We start from the raw sequence: 24,010 nt of genomic DNA on the forward strand, positions 1-24,010 counted from the left end.
TTTATTTATTACTGCCTTTTTAATACTATAATTAACTCAGTTGATTTTTATCAAAATGCTAAACCATGGATCGATTTGAGAGTTTTTACATCACCACGCCAATATATTACGTAAACGATAAGCCGCATATCGGTCATGCATACACTTCTCTCTTGTGTGACGTGGTGGCAAGGTTCATGAAACTAGCTGGGAAAAATGTCAAATTTACCACCGGTACAGATGAACATGGACAAAAAATAGAAAAAGCAGCTAAAGCAAAGGAAATGCAGCCAAAAGAATTTACAGATGAAGTGAGTGTTTCATTTAAAGAATTAGCTAAGTTCATGAATTTTGAGTATGACGATTTTATTCGCACTACGGAGGAACGTCATGAAAAAGCAGTGGTAGCTTTATGGAATAGGCTTGAAGAGAGAGGACAAATATATTTGGATTCCTATTCGGGTTGGTATTCAGTTCGTGATGAAGCATTTTATCAGGAATCAGAGCTGATAGATGGCAAAGCACCAACAGGTGCTGAGGTTGAATGGGTAAAAGAAGAGAGCTACTTTTTTCGTTTGTCGAATTGGCAGGATAAATTACTAGAACTATATGAAAATCAGCCAAATTTTATCTTTCCTGAGAGCAGAAAAAATGAAGTGGTATCGTTTGTAAGATCAGGGCTCATTGACCTCTCAATCTCTCGCACTAGTTTTAACTGGGGAATAAAAGTACCAGGTAATGACAAACACGTAATCTATGTCTGGATAGATGCATTAACCAATTATCTTACATCAATAGGTTTCCCTAGTACTGAAGGTGAAGAATATAAGAAGTTTTGGGCAGAACCAGAAATACAGATTCCAGTGTCAAGCACTGCAAACCTAGCTGACAACTCTTTCAACGTTCATGTAATCGGCAAAGACATATTGCGCTTTCATGCTGTGTATTGGCCAGCGATTCTCCTTGCAGCAGATTTGCCACTGCCAAAACAAATTGCAGTTCATGGTTGGTGGCTAAACGAAGGAGAAAAAATATCCAAGTCTCTTGGTAATGTCATAGATCCAATTGGCCTCGCTCAAGAGTTTGGTGTTGATCAACTACGCTATTTTCTCCTTCGAGAAGCAAGTTTTGGCCAGGATGGCAACTTTAGTAAGAAAAACATGATCAGCCGCATAAACTCAGAACTTGCAAACAATATAGGCAATTTAGTACAAAGAACAATTTCATTTTTACACAAGCAATGTTCTGGAATTGTACCAACAATCGATCAAAGCCTACTTAAAGGTGAAGAAAGTCTTCCAGGTTGCAAAGCTATACTCGATCAGGTGATGAATCACCTATCAAAGTATGAGTTTAACCATATCATACTTCTAATCATCAACATCTCTTCTGAAGCCAATGCTTATATAGATAAAAGTGCACCCTGGACACTAAGCAAAACTGACAGAGAGCGCATGAACTTAGTAATTTATAAGCTACTGGAATACATCAGGATAATTGGCACTTTATTGCAGCCAATTGTCCCGAGGTCAGCGGAAATGATACTCGATCAATTGCAAATTCCGAAAGAGCAACGAGGTTTAAAATCTTTGTGCGATACGTGCGTAAGTTCAGGCATTACGCTGCCTAAACCTACGCCGGTTTTTTTGAGGGTTGATGTTTAACTAAGGAAGCATTCAGGTAGCAACACATCATATTTATTACTTGTTGTAACTGTATACACTATAGGTTGTTCTACTCGTGCTTGTTTTCTTTTTCTTCTTGCGGCTCCACTCCTTTTATTTTTACCGCCTTCTTCCGTATTGTTTATGCTGTTGTCCCTTTGAAGATTTGGCTTTTGGTCTGCTTGCTCTTCTGGCTTTTGAGCTTCTTTATTTACAACCTCTTCTTGTGGTACATTAGCCAAGGTGTTTTTATGTTGAGCATGCAACAGATCAGTACCTAGTGCACAACTATTATAAACATTCTTACTATAAATACTTTGTACCCCACTCCAAAAGCTGGTAAACTTTCCTTTTACTGACTCACATAAATCAGAAATTCTTGACGGAACTTTTGCTTTACTGTTTTCATCTAACTGCTCTTTCAGGCTAGAAGTCTCAGTATCTTTTTCACCACCAGATTCTGCATCATAAAATATCTCCTGATCCTCAGAAAGACTCATTAAATACCTTTTAGCAGCATCAATACTTAAATGATCAGGTTGCTTAGGAACGTCGTTATCAATATTTAAATAATCCAAACTATTAGCTCGTTGCTTTTGCTCACTGGAAGAAACTGCAAGATCTAAGTAATCCAAACTAGTTAGTTCTTGCATACTAGGTTTAGATCCATCTTCACGCTTAAACTGCTCTTCCGAACTAGAAACCTTAGTACCATGAAATCTACTGTACAAGCTGCTTCCAACGCTGTTAAGTGCTCCTTTTGTATACTCAACTGATGTACCATAAACATTTTTTAATTTATTTCCAGCACTATTAAATTTCCCTTTTACATACTCAACTGATGTGCCATAAGCATTTTTCGCACTACCTACGACATTTTTTAAGTCATTCGCAACATCACTACGGCGCTGCTTAATAGTACTATGAACGCGCCCACTACTGTAGGCTTCTGCTACATATGCAAATACTTCTTGAGATGCTTCTTTGATATTCTTCATTGCTTGCGGAACAAAAGTTTTCTTGTGTTTAAGTTCTTCTATTTCTTTTTTTTGATTATCAATCTCCTCATTTTTTTTATTAATTTCAATTTTTTGCTTAGAATTTTCCTCCTCTTTAGCTTTTACTTCCGCTTCTTTTTTAGTCAGTTGGTCATTTTGCCCAGAAATTGTTTGCTTTTGAGCCTGTACTTTATCTTCTTCTTTAGCTAGTTGAGCATCTTTTTTAGATATTTCTTCTACTTTCTCAGTCAGTTGAACATCTTTCTCAGAAATAGTTTTATTCTTACTAATTGCTTTATACGAAAGTGCCATAGCTACAGCAGAAAATACAGCACCACCAATAATAAATGGCAGGCCAACACTTAATGCTGCAACAGGAGCTAAGAAACCAATATAAGGAGCTGCAGCAAACACTCCAGATGCTAATAAAGTTAAAGCAGCCAGAGTTCCAGCTATATAATAGGGTAAATTGTTTTTACTCATATGATTATTCCTCACATATTGTAAAATATAATACCATATAAAAGGATTTAAAGGAAGTTGTCAAGCTAACTTTTTACATAAAAAAACAATTGATGAACTTGGGAACAAGAAGATTGCTGCCAAGCTACACACTATGCCTCTCCGTGTAATCTTTAAATGAACCTCTGTTAGAGTCAAAATATAGCTTCACACTGCCAATTGGCCCATTTCTCTGCTTTGCAATAACAAGCTCTGCAATATTTCTAATTTTTTCCATTTTTTCTTGCCACTCTCGATGTTTATTGCTTCCTTCACTTGGTTGCTTTCTCAATTCATAATATTCCTCTCTATAGAGGAACATCACTATATCTGCATCCTGCTCTATGCTTCCTGAATCACGCAAATCAGAAAGTTGTGGTTTTTTGTCGTCTCTCTGCTCAACAGAACGAGAGAGCTGAGATAGTGCAACAACGGGAATATTCAGCTCTTTTGCAATTGCTTTCAAACCCTGCGTCACTTCCGAGATTTCTTGTACTCTATTTTCATTACTTCTTTTTGTTGTTCCTCTGATTAGCTGCAAATAATCAATGAATACCACTTCTACATTATATAATTGATACAGCAAGCGTATTCTGGTGCGAAGGGCACTAATTGATAGCGCAGGGGTGTCATCTATGATGAAAGGCAGTTCAGATAATTCTGTACTAGCATTGATAAATTCATGCAATTCAAAATCACTAATTCTCCCGGTTAATGCCTTATAATAACTAATCCCTGAATCTATAGTGATCAGCCTTGCGGTTAATTGTTCTGCTGACATTTCAAGTGAGAAAAACGCTACATAATGTTGTTTATCTGCTCTTTTTTGCAACATCTTACAAGCATTAAGTGCGATGTTTAGCGCCAGTGCTGTTTTACCCATAGAAGGCCTTGCAGCTAAAATTAATAAATCAGATTTTTGTAGGCCACCAAGAAGCTGATTTAGATCTTGAAGTCCGGTTGTAACGCCCAGCGCTTCTGGATTATTTTTCAGTGTGCTGATCTTCTCAACTACGTCTTTAATTGAACTTGCAAGTTTTATATATGTTTTCTCACCTTGTTTTTTTACTGCTAAGTTGAACAATTTTGTCATTGCTTGTTCAATTTGCGCCTGTGCAGGATTTTCAATATCGTAGTTGTAGCTATCACCAACTATTTCTTGCCCGAGCTTAATTAAACATCTCCTTAAGTAAGTATCACGGATTATTCTAGTCAAACTATAGATATCAAGTGCAATACTTGCCTTTGCTGCAAGCTTTGCTAAGTACTCTACCCCACCACACTCGGTAAACGCTTGGTCGTTCTCAAAAAACATTTTGAGGCTTAGTTCATTGGCAACTATACCGTGTTTCCTGGTTTTGGATATCTGCGTAAAAATACTTTGATGTAATGGATCATAGAAATTTTCTGCTGTGATTGTGTCTTCAACTGCATCACAGATTCTATTATCACGAATCATTGCACCAATAAGCATCTGTTCAGCTTCTAAATTATGCGGTAATTTACATATTTCCTTATCTACACTTCTTGAACTGAGGAGACTAGCTAATTCATTCATTTTAAGTTTTGAGAGTAACTGTTGATTATTGTAGAATATTTAGTCCTCATTTGAAAGACATATAAAATTTGACTAATTCCGTGTTGCCTATAGCATTAAAACTTAATGCCCCTGTGGTGGAATGGTAGACACGGCAGACTCAAAATCTGTTGCTTGCAAAAGCATGCTGGTTCAAGTCCGGCCAGGGGCACGTTAAATATTGGAAAGTATATATATGTTACATAAATTTTTTAATCGTTTATTTTCTATTTTTTCTTCTATAAATGTTATTCAAAAGGTAAAGAAAGATGAAAATGGGATATGTTATGTAACAGGACTTAGGCGCTATATATCAGTATTGCTTGATTTGATTATTATCGTTTTGTTCTTGCAGTTTTGCAGCCAAGCCTTAAATAAGCTCTTTATGAACTCAGAGGATAGCAAAATATTAAGTCAAATTGCTGCAAAATACCAAATGCAAGCGCCACTGTCTGCAGAAGAAAAGACAACGCAGAGTAGACTTATAAAATTACAAATCCTAAATCAAATAGTCCAATGCATTATGCTCTTTTGCTATGTAACATATATGTGGGTAAGGTTTGCTGCTACACCTGGAAAACTATTACTTGGGCTTAGAGTTGTGGATGCACAAACTTTCGAAAAGATGACCCTAAGACAAGCAACAAAGAGATTTTTTTCCTTTATATTGTCAGCTGCACCATTATTCTTGGGCTTTTTATGGTCAAATTTCAACAAACGCTGTCAAACTTGGCACGACAAGATCGCAGGCACAGTGGTTGTCACGAGTAAAAGCCTTAGAAGGCAGAACTAAAAACTAAAGAGCTCAAATGAAAGAAGGTAAACTCTACAGTATACATTTAGTAGCGCTTTCTATGAGAGAAATCGTATTATCTATTCCATAAAGCTTTATGAAAGATCCCATTCTTGGACCGGTTTTTTGGCCAAGTAACGTTTCATATAATAGCTGAAACCAGTCACGTAAGTTGGTATAATCATATTTTTTTCCAATAGAAAATACCTGAGATTGAATTTCTTCAGCAGTAACAGTTGTAGATAGAGAATGTAAAGTGTCCTTCAAATCTAGTAACGCTTCTTTCTCTTTTGCATTTGGAGTTTTATATGATTTTGTTGGTTTGATAAAATCGTGGTAATACTTTACTGCAAAGTCTGAAAGTCTATCAAGCATTTTATTATTTTCTGGTGTGACGCTTGGTGCATAAGTGGATATAAAACCCCAGAGAATCTCTTTGTTTTCAGCGTTACAAGCCGCCGCTAGGTTTAAAAGTAGCGTAAAATTTATACCTGAAGTTTCTATACTGGGAACTTCACCTTGATAAATATGCCATGCAGGATTATTTATATCTTTTTCTTTACCCTCATTATAGCACCTTACAAACTCTAGATACTCATCGGTTGATTTTGGTATCACATCAAAATATAAACGTTTAGCTTTTTTAGGACTCTGAAAAATATACAGTGATAAACTCTCCGTTGGTGCGTAAGTTAGCCACTCTTCAATCGAAATGCCATTTCCTCTTGATTTTGATATTTTCTTTCCTTCTTTATCAAGGAAAAGCTCGTAGCAAAACAGAAGTGGTGGCTTTTCTCCAAGTATTTCACATATTTGACTTGAAAGCACAGCAGATGGAGTTAAATCTTTTCCGTGAGCTTCATAATTTACTCCAAATGCGGCCCACCTCATTCCCCAATCAGGTTTCCATTGCAGTTTACATTTTCCTTTTGTCACTGGAACTTCTATTTTTTCCCCGTTTGGGTCTTCATACGTGATTGTTCCTTTATCTGTATTTGTTTCAATTACTGGAACTTGTAAAACTTGGGAAGTTTTTGGGCATATCGGCAAGAATGGACTGTAAGTCTGCTGCCTTTCTTCCCGAAATGATGGAAGCATTACGTCCATCACTTTATCATAATTTTTCAGCAGGAGTAAAAGTTTTTCATCGTAAACGCCAGATTTATAACACTCTGTTGCACTCCTAAATTCGTATTCAAATTCAAACAAATCAAGAAATTTACACAACAACGAATTCATGTGATGACCATAACTCTCATGAGTGCCAAATGGATCGGGTATCATAGTCAATGGTTTATTTAAGTGCTCCCTTAGCATCTCTTGATTTGGCACATTATCTGGTATTTTTCGCAAACCATCCATATCATCTGAAACTGCAATGATTTTGGTTTTTATACCAGGAGCTATTTTTTTTAATGCATTTACAACAACTGTAGTGCGGAAAACCTCTCCAAAGGTTCCTATGTGGGGTAAACCAGAGGGTCCATAACCAGTTTCAAATATTATTTCTTTTTTATTAGGAAACTCTTGCAATATTTTTTCTGCTTCTTGAAATGGCCAACTTGTCATTATCTGGGTTAAATTATTAATCAATGTATCTTAACTTAAAGTGCTACTAGTTTCAATGGATTTTTAATATAATGATATAGTATTAGTGTTAGAGCTATTATTAGAAGGTTAAAGATATGTCCACAGGTAGTATACAAACAGATCAATTATTTAAAGGTCTTACAAGACCTGCAATGCTCTTTGGTGTGAGTTATATGTTTGCAATATTAAACGTCCTGATTTGCCTGCTAATTTTCATTAATTCAAATGATTTGAGAGTGATTCTTTTAATGTTACCAGGTATACATGGACTTGGCTATATAGCTTCTGCAAAAGAACCTTTGTTTATTGAATTATTTATGGTAAAATTAGGAAAGTGCTCGAAATGTTTAAATCGTTTTTATCATGGAGCCAATTCTTATGATATTGCTTAATGTTGTGTGATGCTGAGGTTTAGGGCTATTCAATCAAAGAGTAAATCTACTCTGAGCAGGGAAGTTCACGCTGCTGAATTTATTCCTTATTCTTGCTATTGGAATAGCACAACCTTGATGACAAAAGAAAATTGGTTGGTTAAGGTTATAAAACTAAGTGGCTTTGCATTTGAAACCGCCGATGACGAGGATTTAGTAATACAAAATAATATCAGGAATCAGATGCTCAGAAGCATTTCATCTCCGGCATTTAGTTTGTATTTTCATACTATCAGACGTAAAAAAAATATTTTTTCTGATGAATTTGCAAGTCAAGGTTTGCCGAATTTTTTCGCTAATCACGTAAATCTAAAATGGAGAGAAAAACACGCAACAAGGCAATCATTTATTAATGACCTATACATTACGATTATCCGTAGAGCAGACACAAAAGGAGTAGAATTTTTGTCATATCTACTAAAAAAATTCGGACATGTAACTTCAAAACATGCTTGGGAAAGTGATATGCGTGCCACGTATGAAGATTTAGAGGAAACGACAAATCGTGTAGTGACAAGCCTTAGAAATTATTCGCCTAAAATTCTTGGAGTAAAAGAAACTCCAGATGGTTTGTTCTGCGAAATAATGGAGTTTCTATCTAGAATCGTAAATTGTGGCTTCGTTACAAATACGCTTTTTCCGCTAAGAACTGAAATATCAAGATACTTACCAGTACATAGGTTATTCTTTGGCCGTAAGATGATACAGGTTGTGACTCATAATGAGAGTAAATATGCTGGAGTAGTTAGTATCAAAGAATATGGAAATCATACTTCTGCAGGAATGCTTGATTCGTTTTTACAACTTCCTTACGAGTTTATAATTACGCAATCTTTTCAATTTATAAACAGGCAAATGGCGATTGGAAAAATGCAGATACAGCAAAATCGAATGATACAGTCTGCAGATAAAGCTATTTCTCAAATAGCAGAAATTTCTCAAGCGCTTGATGACGCAATGAGTGGTAAGATTGCATTTGGTCAACATCACCTGACTATTTTATGTATAGAAAAAAGTCCTAAATCATTGGATAACGCTCTGTCGTTGGTAGAATCAGAGCTTTCTAATTGCGGTGTTTACCCTGTCCGTGAGAGAGTTAACCTTGAACCAGCATTTTGGGCGCAAATTCCTGGTAATTTCGATTATATAGTGAGAAAAGCTACAATAAGTAGTCTTAATTTGGCTGGATTTGCATCTCAACATAATTATCCTACTGGTAATAAATTCAATAACCACTGGGGAGATGCCGTTACAGTTTTCGACACGACATCTGGTACTCCATTTTTTTTCAACTTTCATATAAGGGATGTTGGACACACTATGATAATTGGCCCAACTGGTGCTGGTAAAACTGTTTTAATGAATTTCTTATGTGCTCAAGCGATAAAATTTTCTCCAAGGATATTCTTTTTTGACAAAGATCGCGGTGCAGAGATTTTCTTAAGAGCACTTGGTGGTATCTATACTGTAATAGAACCAAGAACTAAAACAAATTTTAATCCTTTGCAACTTGATGACACCTCTGATAATAGAACATTTTTAATGGAGTGGATAAAGTCTTTAATTTCGGTATATAATGATAAATTTACTTCAGAAGATATTGCACGAATTAATGATGCAATTGAAGGAAATTTTAAATTAAGAAAAGAAGACAGGTTCTTGAGAAACCTTGTACCGTTTTTAGGACTTGCAGGTCCTGATACTCTAGCTGGGGCAATATCTATGTGGCATGATAATGGTTCTCATGCTGTAATATTTGACAATAAAGAAGATTTGCTAGATTTTTCACGAGCAAGAGTATTTGGTTTTGAGATGGCTAGCTTGCTCAAAGATCCTGTTGCCCTTGGACCAGTATTGATTTATTTATTTCATAGGATTAGTATATCTCTTGATGGCACTCCATCTATTATCGTTCTTGATGAGGCATGGGCATTAATAGATAATCCAGTTTTTGCACCCAAGATAAAAGACTGGTTGAAGGTACTGAGAAAACTAAATGCTTTTGTGATTTTTGCTACTCAGAGTGTTGAGGATGCAAGTAAAAGTGCTATTAGCGATACGCTTGTACAACAAACAGCGACACAGATTTTTTTACCAAATCTGAAAGCTACTAGTGTCTATCGGGATGTTTTTATGTTAACTGAACGTGAATATATATTAATTAAGCACACAGATCCGAGTACTAGATTCTTTTTGGTAAAACAAGGAGTTAATGCTGTGGTAGCTAGAATAGACTTAAAAGACTTAGATGATATAATCAACGTATTATCCGGACGTGCAGAAAGTGTTCTATTGTTACACGATATATTAAATGAAGTTGGGGACAACCCAAAAGTATGGTTGCCTATATTTTATCAGAAGGTAAAAAATGTTTAAGACTAAGCTGTCATTGCTATTAATTGCGATATTTTTACTAAATATAGACTTTTTACTCTCATATCCAGTGCTTGCAGATGGAGTAAGTGGTACTGACAAGACAGAATTTGTTAGCAGATTTAATTCCACTGGCAGCTTCAGTCGTGCCTCTAATCCTGATTGTGGGGCGTTTAAAACAGCTGCAGCACTTGCTGGAATAGCGATTGCTGTTGGCGCAATATTTACTGGCATTGTCTTAATCGTCTCTTCTGCTGGTTTGTTTACCGCTCTTGTTATTGTTGGAATGATAGCTGCAATTGTTGGAGTCTGGAAAGCAATAGGGGGGCTTGTTGTTTGTGAACATAGTTTTGTTAAACACCCAGTTGCACGTGGTCATGATGGAAAATACAAAAATTTTAAAGAAGACACAGGTTATAGTGGCTGCACCAATAAAAATTACCAAACAGAAGATGAATATTTTTCTTGTTTGCAAGATAAAGCTCGGGAAGACGTGAACAAAAAAGACTATGACGGGAAAAGAGCAGAAAAAGAAGCCTTAAATTCTAACGTTCAGGAGAGTACAGAAAGTTATTACTGGCCAAAAAACGGTGTGCAATACAGTGAATATATAGAAATATGTCATCGAAATCCTTTAACTTTTGGTAATCTTTTTAACAAGAAAGACTTTGATTCCAGAGAAAAACCTGGATACATAGACTTTGATGTAAGGGAAAAAGATACTGGATATGTAGATGGGTCATGGTCCCCGACGGTCGATGGTGAGCTGAAATGTAAAGTTCTTAAAGCTGGGCAAAGCGAAACCATACATGGGTCAACATTTAAAGCAGTAAGAAAAATGGGCAGGTTGTGTGTGGAGCTGGGAAGTGTGAGCATGCTTGGTATCGAAATGACTCCTTGGCCGCAAGGGGTTGATATGGGGTGCACGGAATTGCCACCTGACTCACTTGCTCCTATGTGTGAAAAATCTATGATGACATTCAAAAATAAAGATGGTACAGGAGAGGAAAAAGTTTCTATTGGTAATAATGATGACTATAAAACTATTATCAGATCTAAAGAAAAAGGACTCAACGGACAAGGGGGGAAAATTTTTGTAGGTTATGATAATGCTGGCTGTTTTAGCTCGTATGTCTCTAAAGCTTGCTATAATCAGGCAGGAAGTAAATCATTAGCTCCTATTCCCATCACTTCTATGATAGTGCAATGCATTAAGGAATCGTTAGATAATTTAGTTGCAGGTATTGATTCAAGTGGCAGCCCACTTAAAGATAAAGATGGACATAACAAGGGCAGTTTCTTATCTGTAGCACAAAAGAGGTTGAAAAACACTGTAACTGCTGTTTTGGTTTTAGCTTTAATACTGTTCTCTATAAAAGCTATGTCTGGTGGAGTTCGCAGCCCACAAGAAATGTACATGTTGATTATTAAATTCGCTTTAGTGATTTACTTCACAACAGGCAGTACCATGTCTCATTATTATGGAGAATTAACTCGTCTCTCAAATGGTTTGTCAGAGATAGTGCTAAAAGCGTCATCTGAAAGTAAAGGCATATGTAATTATAAAGCAGGTACAGATTATGAATATACTCGTGAAGGAAAGAAGGTATCTTACAGTTATCTTGCACCTTGGGATAGGCTTGATTGTAGAATTTTATTTTATTTAGGTGCCCCTTTAGATGGAATTGGTGGCAAAATTGGTACTGGAGGTGTTGCAACGTTAGCAGTCTTGCTTGGTGCTGCTCCTGTCTTGTTAGTTGCAGGTTCGGTGATTGGTATTATTTTCGCTGGTGGACAAATTTTAGTAGCTCTTGTCTGTATATTTATGGCCGTTCTGATGATGATGGTTATTTTGTGGCTGTGCTATGTATTTATTTTATCTCTAGTTGCTTTAAGTGTAATTGTTATTCTATCACCTTTATTTATTCCTATGGTTTTATTCCAACACACCAAAGGATATTTTGACGGCTGGGTGAAAGAGTTGATTACCTATAGCTTATACCCGGTTATCCTTTTTGCGTTTTTGTCCTTTATGTTCATAGCATGTGATAAAATATATTTTAAAAATTTGAAATTTGAATCGGATAAGCTATATGAAAAGAAACAAGCAGAAACCTCAGATAGTAAGAAAAAACAGTGGTTCAAATTGAAGGATGGTGAATGTGATAAAAATGAAACTACTCTTGCATGTATGATGCAAAATTATAGCTTTAAAAAGAGCAACATACTTGGTCTATTCTACTTTAAATACATGGAGTTTGGCAGCTCTCTCATCGGAGAGTTATTAAAGTTGTGTCTAGTGTTATTCCTCTTTTACCACTTTTTAAACATTCTTCCTAACATGGCTGCTGAACTTGCTGGTAACCATAGAGCATTACTCGGTTCTGGTAGTACACCTGGACAAATGGTGGGCAAAGCTTTATCTGCTGCCAAAGCCACTGCTGGAGGTGTTGGTCAAGCTGCTGCTGCGGCTGTCAAGAAGGCAAGAGGTGGTGCTGGTGGAGGAGGTGGAGATAGTGGTAAAGGTTCCAGCGAAAAGATTAACTAAGGTGGCGGTGATGCTAGTTAAGGTAAGTAACAGATGCTTAAACGTTTAAGTAACCAAAACTTGGGTAAGCTATGCATAAGTTTTGTGGTACTTTTTTTATTGTCTGGATGCGGGGAGGATCACTGTATTAAGCCAGAAAATTTATCAGGTTTGCGTGAAAAACTAGATATAGTGTCAACAGAGCAGAAGTGGGTTGATTCTGGTGTTTACATCTCAGATGGGATAAGAAGCGTAACAGAGATTAATATAGTGCCTAGTAAGGTTAATTTTTGTCCTAAGCAGTATGCAGATTTTGCAATTAGGCCTGGGAGAAATGACGTTACATTACCATTTGCACTTAAAAAAGACGATACGATAAGCTTTAGTGTTATTGGAAGTAAAGTGTGTAAAGATAAAGAGAGTGAGACAAAAATCAGGTATGTGAAAATCGATGAAAAGTGTAGCGAGCAAGAAACGGAACATTTTGCACATGTTTTAAATCAAGAAGAATGTCAAGGTAGTATTCAAGATGGAATATGTTCTAATAAATATATAATAGGCGATGCGCAATGGTTGAATGGAAAAGAGTACTGGTTTTCGAAGTTAGATCAAGATGAAAAAAAGATTAAAAATATCATCAATTCTATAAAACAAGGAGAAAATATAGACTGTAGGAGCCTTTCAGATAGCAGCGCAAGCGAAATAGATACGCGCATTTTGAATTTACTCTGCGGACGTATATGTAAATTTCCTTCCGGCAGCGGAAACAAAGGTTGCGCATATATTGAATACAATAGTGTAGAAGGTGAGATATCCCGGTCTGATGTTGAAGCTATTAGTAAAATACTAAAAGAAAAACAGATAAAAACTGGCATTACACTTTTGAAAATTCACATGGATGGTGAAGATTTTGAATACATTCCAACAGGTGGCATATGTACTAACTGTGATTATAAGATAGAAAAATACCATCGAACACCAAGTTTAACTTTTAGTTTATGTAGTAGAAATGACGAGCACTGCTACGATAGAAATGACAAAGGTGGTTTCAACATAAGAGTAACAAAGAACCATAGCCTAAAAAATAACTTATATATACGTGTTTCTGATAAATTCCCTGACCATAAGCCTGGTGAAGACCAAGCGGATATATCTGTGGATATTAGCCAAGTTCATGACGTTCAATACATGGAAAGCTTAAAAGAAAAGTTAAAAGACAAAACAGGCACCATATATTACGGAATAAGAGACCATGGCTGCGATTACAAAAATGAAGGTCAGTTTAGCATTAACCTAACAACTAAAGAGCCACCTACAAGAACTTTTAGTGCAATCTATAATTTTTTTGACGAAAAAGTAAAAACTGCATTTTTTGGTTCCAGCTATAAAGACTCCAACGCGATTCACTCTGATACTAGTCCTGTAAAGCATCTTTACGAAAGTTTTCTAAAATCAAGCAAAACAAATATCATTAGATCTACGATAATATCGCTGTTAGTATTATACATAATCTTATATACCCTTTACTACTTTTTTGGATTAACTCATATTTCTATATATGAGTTTCTAATTATATGCGTAAAGATAGGAGTTATTACCCAGCTGCTGCAGGACAACAGTTGGAATTTTTTTTATAACAATGCATTTTCTATTTTTATTAACACCCCAAAACAGTTAATAGAAATAGCAAATTTCAGAGGCACTACTTCAAATGTTTTTGAGTTTCTTGATTTGCCGTTAAATAGATTTCTGTCATCGCATTCAGTATTGTTAATAGTATCTCTTATATTTTCTGGCCCTTTGGGCATTGTATCTTTTTGCTTGGTGATTTGGGGTTTAATCACAGTGAGCTTATCTATTTTTAATGCCTTATTTTCTTTTATTACATCTATAGCAATAATTGCGTTATTGCTTTCTTTAGCACCTATTTTTATTATTTGTCTTTTATTTGCGTATACTAGGCAGATGTTTCACAACTGGGTTAAAAATTTAGCAAGATTTGCGATTCATCCAGTAGTGCTTTTAATTTTTATATCACTGATAAGTCAGGTTATGGATTATATCATATATTCAGTATTTGATTTTGAAGTCTGCTCTACGTGTATACTTAGTATTAACCTAAAGATTTTTAACCCTTGTATCTTCTATGGTTATGCTTCCAAATATACACCTAATATTACCGCTATGATGGCTTTTGTTATTTTGGGACACGCTATGAAAGCTTTAGTTAAAGCTTCTTCGGCAATATCTGACTCGTTGTTTGGTGCTTATGTGCAAAACGAACCTGGAAAAGAATATCAACAAAGCTTAATGGGAACAGTAGGGTTAGATGAACAAAGCGTTCAAAGAAGAGGAGGAGGTACTTTTCAACAGTCAGGTGCGTCAAGACCTCAAATACCACAAGGGACTCAAAGGTCAACGCCTCAGATACCACAACCAGGAAGACAGCAATGATAAGTAAAAGATCACTATTATTGATACTGTGTCTTGCAATCACTGGTTGTACTATGGAGTGTGTTGAGCCTGGGTTGCAGAGCAGAAACACCAGCGTTAATGTGGATGTTCCAGTTCATAAAGCAGATGAAGGAGTTAAAATTCATTGGGTTGATTCTGGTCAGATAATTAGCAAGGGTGAGGAAATCAAATTCACCCTCGATGGATCAGTAAATTTTTGCCCTTTTAAAGAAGACAAAAATCCAAGGAAAGTACTTGTGCCAGCTAGCTTTTGTGCTGATGGCTCAGAACCAAATTATAGTAAAGCTGCAAATATTAACGATGTGCCTAATAATTATGGCGTAAATGAAAACGAATTGTGCGGCGGTAAAGAATTTGGCAGCAATAGACGTTATGTAGACACTGGAATAAAAGTAAGTCCTGGTGACAGGTTAAGCTTTAGCTTAGTTCCCAGAAAAATAACAATTGATTATGACAATCCAGAAGGGAAAGGCATCAATTTTGATGATAATTGTTATAAAGCTGTAGAAAATGACCGTAAGGAAACTGTATATAAGAAAGCTACAGTGAGTGAAGTACATCAGGGGGGAGAGTTTTTTTGTGATGGTAAAGATGGTACAAAAAATGAAATACAATTTTTACCTCTTGATAAAACAAAAGCAAAGGAAAGCAAAGTGCTAGTTGGCAATGGTTACACCCCATATGATAATAAGGTACATTTTAATAAAGGTTATATTCAAGACAACGAACCATGGATATATGGCTCGCTACTCGATTTACGCCGCGCTAAAATAGGATTGAACGAATTATGTGATGGAAAAAACTGCGATTCTAACGAGGTGAAAAAGTACAGCTCTTATGAGCTTAATTGTTACTATCAGAACGTGTGCTATACCGAGAAGGGTATATGGAATTATACATATAAAGACAAAGAACGGAACTGTGTCTCTTCTATAAGGTATAGCAAATATGATAAAGGAAATAAATGTGACATGTATTCTCACCTTAAAGGAGTTGAAGATAAGCTTAAGAGGATAGAAGAAAATAAAGGGGGTCCCATGCAGATTAACGTTGATTTTACATCAAACACTGAAGAAGATATCTCATGGGCTGAGGCTCTTGTTGCAAAAATTGGTGATCTTGGTGATCAAGATACTGCTAAAGGTATTCAATGTCTTCCAAAGGAAAGGGGTGCAAAAGGGGATAATGTGTGTTCACAAATTAAAGATGAATTTGGAGATTTTTCTCTGAAATTAAATCATGACTATCCAATAGGAAGTGTAACACCTGGTAGCAGTGTGATGCTTGCCATTGCAGATTATGATCATTATGGAGCTAATAGGGGTGGGTACCATGTTAAAGTGACTAGATCATGTGAATATATTAATGGCGAAAAACTGTATGTGTATTTGGGTGATGAGCCACCTAAAGATTTGCATGGTGTGGGAACTAATGATTTCAAAGTGGTAGAAGTGAGAGAAAGAGTAGACGGAAAAGATGAGTACACTATATTAGATGTAATAAGCGGAAAACACTTTCAGAACGAAGAATCTAAGAAGATATATTTTGGTATTGATGTAAGCAACGTAGAGAGAGATGACATTACGGACAAAAATGGCAAATATTACGAAAACAATAAGTATAGTGTAACTTTATTTGTCAAAAGAAAAATTAATGATTTTATTTCATCAAATATAAACAAGATATTTGGTTTTATGAAAAAAGAAGTAATTGGTGACAGCGTTAAAGATTCATACAAAGGATATGCAAGAGGTCTTCTTCAAGGAGTAAGAGCTTTGCTTACTCTATACGTTATATTTACTGTCGTTGGCTATATGCTTGGAACAATACAGCTAAGTAAATTTGATTTCATTGTAAGAATGTTCAAGATAGCATTTATAGCTTTTGCCTTTAGCGATAGAAGCTGGGAACTTTTTGGTACAACTTTATCCAGACTTTTTATAGATGGTAGCACTTATTTAGTTGATAGCTTTTCTGGCTATATAGGGGAAGGGGGGAGAAAATTTGCATTCTTAGACTTGACAGCAGGAATATTATTCACAGCAGAAACTTGGTTAAAGTTTTTATCGTTGATGCTCTCTGGTCCTTTTGGCTTTATTGCATTTTTGGCAATACTCTACGCTACTTTTGCGTTTTTAAAATGCATTATTAGCGCTACGTTTAAATATGTAATATCTACTGTTCTAGTGGCGTTTTTACTGTCATTAACACCTTTGTTTATCGTGTTTATTTTATTTCAACAGACTAAACCCTTGTTTGATAACTGGATAAAAACGCTGGCTCACGTTGCAGTACAACCAGTTATTTTATTTTCATCTTTATCTCTTTTAAATCAGTTGATGTATTCAGTTCTATACAATCTCACAAATTTTTCTGCATGCTATCAATGTTTAATTAGCGTAAATTTCTTATCGTATGATCTGTGCTTGATGAAATCAATACTGCCTCTTGGATACAGTCCTGGCACTAATGTTGATGTTGCACTCAGTACCGGAGAAAGGGCTGGTGGGCACTTTGCAGCGTTGCCCATAGATCTGATCCAAGCATTTATGTACTTAATTATTGCTAATGCAATGGAAGCTTTTGTTACTATATCAGAAACTATGGCACAAGCACTATTCAGCTCTGGTTGGGGAGTTGCTGGCAGTGTTCGTCAAGTTGCCACAAGCGCATCACAAGCTATACTGTCAACTGTTGGCCTTGATAATAACACCCAAGGTATGATACAGAACATTAGGCAACAAGTGGGTAAAGATCGGACGGAAGTTGACGTGAAGGATAATTCCATGAGCCCTAAATCTGAAATACCAGAACAATCAGGTAAGCAAGAAGGTCCTGATAAAAAGGAGAGGGGGAGCTCTAAACCTGAAGCACCAAAACAATCAGGTCAGCAAAAAAATCCTGATGAAACAATAAGAAGTGATCCTAGTGATAAAGCTAAAAACAAGGAAGGAAATGGAGAGAAGTAAGATATGAATGATGTTATGGAGTAACTAATTAAAAAGATATTTTAAGTAAAGTTTTAGAAATTTATTTCTATATTTGGAAAAAGTTTAGATATGCAATCACGCTTAGGCAAATGTTGGTTTAGGGTATTACTTCTTGCAGCTTATGTGCTGATCACAGGTTGTAGTAAGAACGATATGCCTTTCCCAAGGTGCATATCTGCCGATTATTTTGGTCCTGAACCTATTGCAGTAAGCGCTCATTTTACAAACGATCACGATGCGTTTATTCCAGAAGATGGAGAAGTTATTGATCCTGAAACTGGCGAAATTAATTATGGTTTTCACCATAACCAAGTGGTGAAGTGGGAGGATACCGGACTCGAAACCAATGGAGATAGTTTAAGAGTGCGAGTTAATGGTGCATGGACATCTTGGAGCAATAATAACAAGAAGGAATCTAAAAAAGGCAGTTATACCTTACAAAGCTTGGAGCAGTTAAAATATGCAACTAAATTTGAAGGCAAGTCAGGTGATAATAGTCTACCTGACTTTCACTTAGTTTGTAATGATTATAAACCTAGCATACAAAAATTTTCAAGTAAGCCTAATGCAAGTTGCACTGTAAATTGCAAGTGCATTAATGAAGATGATAGCGCAAATACAGTATCACGTGGTGCTCCATGCTGGTTTACCAATGGTCATGGTGCTTATCTTTTGTTTCAAACGGGGAAAGATGATCCTAACGAAAATCTAAAGTTAATGCGCGATCCTCAATATCCTACTGTACATCTAGGTTATAACTCCACAGCAGAGGGCGCCAATGGACTTTTTACTTTAGACAGAGATAGCACTGAATTAAAGGACAGAAATTGTAATGAGTTGAAGTTAGAAAAGGGATGGAAAATATATGTAAAAATATTAGATAGATATTACTTAGATAATGTAGGTGGCTACTCTTTTGAGTTTTTGTATGGAGTACAAAAACCAGGTACCTTTGGATTTTTCAATGAAGTTTATCATTATCTAAAAGACACTTTATTGATCTCACCTAATAAAGATTGTAAAGGTAGTGAGTGTGCGGCTGCGCAAACTATGTTTGAGAATATAGTTAAAAAAGGTTCAAGTTTTCACAATTTTGTTCTTTCCTTGCTTGTTCTATTTGTAATGATTTCATCGCTTCTTTATCTTTTTGGCATGATACGAGAAACTAAGCATGATATGCTCATCAGAATGATGAAAATCACTCTAGTAATAGTGCTTATATCTCCTGGAAGTTTTAGATTTTTCTATGATCATTTTCTCGTTCTATTCGTTAAAGGTCTTGAACAACTGATAAGTATAATTACTAATTTTGCTCCCAACATGAACACCGGAAGTATTGCTCAAGGAGATGAAGCTAAGTTGTTTAAGTTCATGGAGGACATGTTCAATAAGTTTTTTGCTTATTCTGTTTGGAAAAAGTTTGCAGCGTTTTTACATTACCAAATGTGGGCAAGCTTACTTATGATACCAGCAATTTTCATAGGGATAGTTTTATATTTCTTGCTGTGCTTATATGCTTACATAATATTTCTCTCTGGTTTTATGGGTATAGCTTTTCTTATAGCTATCATGCCATTGTTCCTGATCTCTATTTTATTTTCACCGCTGAAAAGTCTGTTTGAAGGTTGGATAAAATTCTGCATCAGCTTTTGTTTACAGTCGATTATGATATTTGCTCTCTTGTCATTACTGGCTTCCATTATAATGAATACCTTTTATAGGCAGTTAGGTTTTACTGTATGCTACAATAAATGGTTTGAGGTAAGGTTATGTGCTCCAAAATGGGTGTTTGGCGGTTTTTGTATCGTTGATAAGCAGTACTTTGGTTGGACCCCAGGGCAAATTTTCGTACCTTACACTCTTGGAGAAGCTTCTCCGCTGAACGTAGATAAGAACATAGAAGGTATAGAAAAGATAAGCAGAGAAGGTGGTACAATAAAATTTACTGGAGGCGCTGGATATATCCTGCTTCCACCGGATTACATTGAAAAAGGTTTTCGTTATATAGATTATCCTTTCTTTAATCCAATTCCTGGTACTAAAAGGAATCCAGCAGACCACTATATTGCGAAAAGTGATATAGTAGTGGATAATAACTGTAGTGCAAAGGATCTAGTACGCTTAACAAATAGTTTATCTCATGCATCAGAGAGGGCTAACATTATATTACTGATCAACAATATAGACAAAAAGATAGGTGGTATGAATAGTAAAATAACAGAGCTTTACTGTCAACCTCAGCAAGATGAAGAAAAATGTAAAAATTATAGGAAAATAGTGGATGACTACAGAAAAGGTACCATAAGACCAGATCTTAAAAGAGAGATAAAGTCTTTGGTGCAGGATGTTATTAGACGAGAGCCACATTGCCAATTACAGGATTTGCACAAATTATATAGGGATCCCAACAGTGAATACTGTCAGAAATGTAAAGATTGTGAGGATTGCAAAAATTATCAAGAAAATAGCGATTACCAAAGGGTGCAAGACATACAGAGGGGCTATTTAATCAATGCGGGGGAAATCTTTGTATTATTCTTGCTCTCATTCTTAATGTTCTCCTTACGTGAGTTTGTGCAACAAATGGGCTCAAGTATTGCCGGTGGTGGATACAGCGTTTACAGCATATCTAGCATGTATCATGCGTCACCTTTAGCTGGTGTAGCAGAAGGATTAAAGCAGAAGTGGCAAGATTTTGCTGGTGGAAAACTAGAGTCTTTAGGCAGTTGGGCTACTCATTTACCAGACAGATTAGCCGGAGGTACAGCTAATCTACTGGGTAGGATACCAAGAGTTGGAGGTGTACTGAAACATGCTATTGATGCGCCACGTAAACTTGTAAATGCTACTATTGAAGCAACAAAATTTGTGACATCGCCTGAAAATGACATTGATAAGCTTGAGGAAAAAATTTACAGGGCATTTGGAGTTGATAAAGAAGATATTACACATAGAAGGATTGGTAAATATTTAGATTATTATAAAGGATATGTAGGGTCACATTTGGGCTATACAATAGAAGATGCTATGAAGTTTACTTGGGAGCATGGCCTTGATTCTATAGGAGTTAGCCACCGTACAGGAGAAAAAGATGGTTACCAAGGTAATCTGCTCTGTAGAGCAAAATCGCATAGGCGAGATTTCTTAGAAAAACTTCATGATTACACTATCGGACGTAAGAGAGAACCAGAAAAAGACAAGCTTGATCAACCACTAAAGGAAAATAAGTCTGATCAATCAAATGAATTAGCACGAGAGTTAGGCACAGAAAAATACACTAATACTCCGGAAGATATAGAAAAACGTGCTGAAAGAGCTAGAAGAAAAAAAGAAAGAGATCAAGAAGGCGAAAATTACGACACCTCATTACTTTTTGGAGAAGATACAGAACGTGAGAATAATGAAAGGGCTGATAACAGGGGTGATAATGACGAAGAATCATAACTTTAAAGGATTAAATTATTATGGTCTGCAGCAAGACGGTGATGGTAATATAAAGTTAAATGACTACGATGACATTTTAAATGCGCGTAGGGCAAGAGTAGATCTACTATTAGACAACACACTAGACAACAATATCGACCTCACTAAATTAAATAAAGCTTTGAGTGAGAAATTTGTAGATAATCATAGTTTATTGTCTGAATTTGATAAGGAAGACAAAGAGATTGCACAAGAAAGGCTTAAGGTGTTTAATATTTTAGACAATCTTGATAATCTTGCAAACATTAAAAGTGAAGATCTATTAGAGGTTAGTTTATTACTATCAGATCTTAGCTTCGTAGAGAGAAATGTTGTACTGAATACCGATCAGAATTCCAATTTAGTAGGATTTAAAAACCTATTTGTTGAAAAAAAAGCATCTGGCGAAGAGTATAGTGATGAAGAATGTAAAAGCTTTCTCGATAACATAGATAAAATTAATACTATAATTAAGCTGGAGTTAGAAAGCAGAATTGAAGGGATAAATCATGATGAAAGAAATGATTATGGTGGTTTACAAGATGAGATTGGTCAAGCAATTAATGCAGTAGGCAAATCAGAAAAAAATAACGGATGAGTTTTGTGTTTGTGTTTTTCTTACAAGCGACTCGATAGCTTCTCTCTATTAAACTGCTAAAGCCATATTGACATTAATCATATAGTATTAAATAATTAGTTATTTTGGAGCTTATTTAGTATGCTACGCATCATTGCAGGCAAATATCGCGGAAGAAAAATAACTACAGGTAAGCATTTAGCTGCACGACCAACTATGAGTGTTGTCCGAGAAGCAATATTTAGTATACTTTCCTCAAGAAAACCTATTTATAACTTGAATGTACTTGATTTATTCTGCGGAAGTGGCTCTTTTTCATTTGAAGCACTTTCTCGCGGTGCTAAACATGCATTCATGGTGGATTCAGATTATTACAATTTGCAACTGCCTAAAAAAACAGCAGAAGATTTTGGAATTACGAACAATGTCACGCTAATTTGTTGCAGTGCTAACAAATTGCCACAACCTATTTCAAAGTGCGATGTAGTTTTTATAGACCCACCTTACAATAGCAATCTAGTTGAATCAACGTTGAATGGACTAGCTCACTCAGGCTGGTTAAGTGATGATGCATTGATAATTCTAGAGATTAGGAAAAACGAAGGTTTTGAGTGCAATAAAAACTTCAGTATAATCTTGGAACGTACCTACGGTATAGCAAGAATAATTTTTCTTTCTCTATTAACTTAAACTTGTATATGCTTTTCATTGATGGGTTTCAGTTCTATTTCCGTCAAGCTTCCAAAGATACTACTTTTACAGTAGTCTTTTAGCTTAAAATTTCTATTAAATTTACCTTTCAACAAATACTTATGTGCTTTTTCAATAAATTTATTTTCTTTTTCTTCGTAACTGGTGTATTTTGTTATATCATCATTATCCTCACGATAAACTAAATGTTCTTTATGATCAGCATGAATATTTTTGCTCTTACACTCCGTGTTTTGAGGATCGTGTTCAAGTACTATATTCCATCTAAACCATTCAGATGTGTCAGATGTGGATGAATCTGGAAGTTTACCAACGAGTTGTGCTTCCTGTGGAATTACAGTATCGCCTTTCCTGCCAGCAATTAATACAGGGCATTTTGTATTCTCTATAATCTCTCGTGAATTAAATTCCAATCCGCAACGATTAAACCAAAAATTCAAGAATTTTGCAGGAAGCCGTCTCATGAAAAAATTCCCTATCCAATGAGGAAAGTTATTAGTTGCATCCTTAAGTGAGCTATAAGAATTACTATGAATTAATGTTAAATAGATACCTTGTTTTTCAAATCTTTTTAAAACTTCTGCTGCAATTCCTCCTCCAAGAGAGTTAGTATCCAAAATTATATTGTTTGGATGCACACCTTTTACAAGTAACATGTTTACCATTGCCATTCCAGCTTGAACTAACTTTTCACCGTTTGTTAGAAATTCATATAGCGCTACAATTTTCTTTCTTTCCAAGAGGAACTCTATAATATCCTCTATATCTTTTTCCAACTCTTGATCACAAGCTTCTGCATCTCTTTTCGAATCTTTATCTATAAGTTCTTTTTTATAACGCTTTATCCACTCAGGGCTGACTTCATTTTCTAAAAAGCTTTTAATTCTGTGTACTACAAATCTCTTCTTAATAAAGTCAAAAAGCATCCATAGGCAAAGTACGATAAAACATATGGTAGCCAAAATTGATAGCACTACTGATGCAAAAGCTAACCCTGTAAGTACCTTTTTTGATTTTTGATTCTGGTATGCCAAGTATAACGACACAATAGAAGCAGTGGACAATATAGCAGAACATAACCATAGTGAGATTATTCTCCTATTGAATTTTTTTTCTTCAGCATTTAATTCTTCTTGAAAGAATCTTGGATTAACAATTCTAGAGAAATAGGGATAGTCAAAATAATGCTTAACTAACTTACTTTCTTGTCCCTTAAGTGGATTTTTACCACGAGCATTAACCTTAATACACCCAAGTACTCCAAAAAAGTTTATCACGTGTTTTGTATTTTTTTCTGGCTTGATATCACTATTGGTATGATAAATAACTTTCATTTTATCGTTAATGAATATTTAGTTATTTT

The 24,010-nt window shown here is 35.6% G+C and carries 14 protein-coding genes and 1 tRNA gene; 11 read left to right on the forward strand and 4 right to left on the reverse strand.

Going from position 1 to position 24,010, the window contains the following annotated elements; translation table 11 throughout:
• Positions 1–65: 65 nt before the first annotated feature.
• Entirely contained in the window at positions 66–1,643 is a 1,578-nt protein-coding gene (metG, locus tag ABWU36_RS03775) for a methionine--tRNA ligase (RefSeq protein ID WP_264687937.1), read from the forward strand.
• Here the strand turns inward: metG and ABWU36_RS03780 are convergent.
• Together ABWU36_RS03780 and ABWU36_RS03785 are read right to left on the reverse strand one after the other, a co-directional pair.
• Positions 1,640–3,124 carry a hypothetical protein gene (locus ABWU36_RS03780; protein ID WP_265016661.1) on the reverse strand — a complete coding sequence of 495 codons (1,485 nt, stop codon included), beginning with the start codon at positions 3,122–3,124 and terminating at the stop codon, positions 1,640–1,642. The genes metG and ABWU36_RS03780 overlap by 4 nt on opposite strands.
• Before the next feature lie 124 nt (positions 3,125–3,248).
• Positions 3,249–4,700, reverse strand: a complete 1,452-nt coding sequence (locus ABWU36_RS03785; protein ID WP_253309169.1) for a replicative DNA helicase — start codon at positions 4,698–4,700, stop codon at positions 3,249–3,251.
• A 107-nt stretch (positions 4,701–4,807) separates the two neighbouring features.
• Between ABWU36_RS03785 and ABWU36_RS03790 the strand changes: the two genes are divergently transcribed.
• Together ABWU36_RS03790 and ABWU36_RS03795 are read left to right on the forward strand one after the other, a co-directional pair.
• Positions 4,808–4,890: transfer RNA gene (locus ABWU36_RS03790), tRNA-Leu, on the forward strand.
• Between the two features lie 24 nt (positions 4,891–4,914).
• The gene (locus tag ABWU36_RS03795) at positions 4,915–5,511 is read left to right on the forward strand and encodes an RDD family protein (protein WP_253309168.1); all 597 of its coding nucleotides are present in this window, start codon (positions 4,915–4,917) and stop codon (positions 5,509–5,511) included.
• A gap of 33 nt (positions 5,512–5,544) precedes the next feature.
• Here ABWU36_RS03795 and ABWU36_RS03800 read toward each other — a convergent pair whose 3' ends face one another.
• On the reverse strand, positions 5,545–7,080 hold the full coding sequence (locus tag ABWU36_RS03800) for a lysine--tRNA ligase (RefSeq protein ID WP_353273019.1): 1,536 nt from the start codon (positions 7,078–7,080) through the stop codon (positions 5,545–5,547).
• Between the two features lie 116 nt (positions 7,081–7,196).
• Here ABWU36_RS03800 and ABWU36_RS03805 point away from each other — a divergent pair, with 116 nt between their 5' ends.
• The 8 genes from ABWU36_RS03805 (at position 7,197) to rsmD (ending at position 22,626) form a co-directional block, all read left to right on the forward strand.
• Complete coding sequence (locus tag ABWU36_RS03805) at positions 7,197–7,493, forward strand: type IV secretion system protein VirB3 (RefSeq protein ID WP_253307377.1); 297 nt, start codon at positions 7,197–7,199, stop codon at positions 7,491–7,493.
• A gap of 9 nt (positions 7,494–7,502) precedes the next feature.
• Positions 7,503–9,908: a VirB4 family type IV secretion/conjugal transfer ATPase gene (locus tag ABWU36_RS03810; protein ID WP_353273218.1), complete on the forward strand. Its 2,406-nt coding sequence runs from the start codon at positions 7,503–7,505 to the stop codon at positions 9,906–9,908.
• Entirely contained in the window at positions 9,901–12,453 is a 2,553-nt protein-coding gene (locus ABWU36_RS03815; protein WP_353273020.1) for a type IV secretion system protein, read from the forward strand. The genes ABWU36_RS03810 and ABWU36_RS03815 overlap by 8 nt, the downstream gene beginning before the upstream one ends.
• A 33-nt stretch (positions 12,454–12,486) precedes the next feature.
• On the forward strand, positions 12,487–14,886 hold the full coding sequence (locus tag ABWU36_RS03820; protein ID WP_353273021.1) for a type IV secretion system protein: 2,400 nt from the start codon (positions 12,487–12,489) through the stop codon (positions 14,884–14,886).
• The gene (locus tag ABWU36_RS03825; RefSeq protein WP_353273022.1) at positions 14,883–17,876 is read left to right on the forward strand and encodes a type IV secretion system protein; all 2,994 of its coding nucleotides are present in this window, start codon (positions 14,883–14,885) and stop codon (positions 17,874–17,876) included. The genes ABWU36_RS03820 and ABWU36_RS03825 overlap by 4 nt, the downstream gene beginning before the upstream one ends.
• 90 nt (positions 17,877–17,966) lie before the next feature.
• Entirely contained in the window at positions 17,967–21,341 is a 3,375-nt protein-coding gene (locus ABWU36_RS03830) for a type IV secretion system protein (RefSeq protein ID WP_353273023.1), read from the forward strand.
• Positions 21,325–21,957, forward strand: coding sequence for a hypothetical protein (locus ABWU36_RS03835; protein WP_253309160.1), 633 nt, complete (start codon positions 21,325–21,327; stop codon positions 21,955–21,957). The genes ABWU36_RS03830 and ABWU36_RS03835 overlap by 17 nt, the downstream gene beginning before the upstream one ends.
• A 120-nt stretch (positions 21,958–22,077) precedes the next feature.
• Positions 22,078–22,626, forward strand: a complete 549-nt coding sequence (rsmD, locus tag ABWU36_RS03840) for a 16S rRNA (guanine(966)-N(2))-methyltransferase RsmD (protein ID WP_253309159.1) — start codon at positions 22,078–22,080, stop codon at positions 22,624–22,626.
• Here rsmD and ABWU36_RS03845 read toward each other — a convergent pair.
• Entirely contained in the window at positions 22,623–23,981 is a 1,359-nt protein-coding gene (locus tag ABWU36_RS03845; RefSeq protein WP_353273024.1) for a hypothetical protein, read from the reverse strand. The genes rsmD and ABWU36_RS03845 overlap by 4 nt on opposite strands.
• Positions 23,982–24,010: the final 29 nt, after the last annotated feature.

The sequence above is a fragment of the Wolbachia endosymbiont (group A) of Portevinia maculata genome (assembly GCF_964028525.1).
Classification (GTDB): domain Bacteria; phylum Pseudomonadota; class Alphaproteobacteria; order Rickettsiales; family Anaplasmataceae; genus Wolbachia.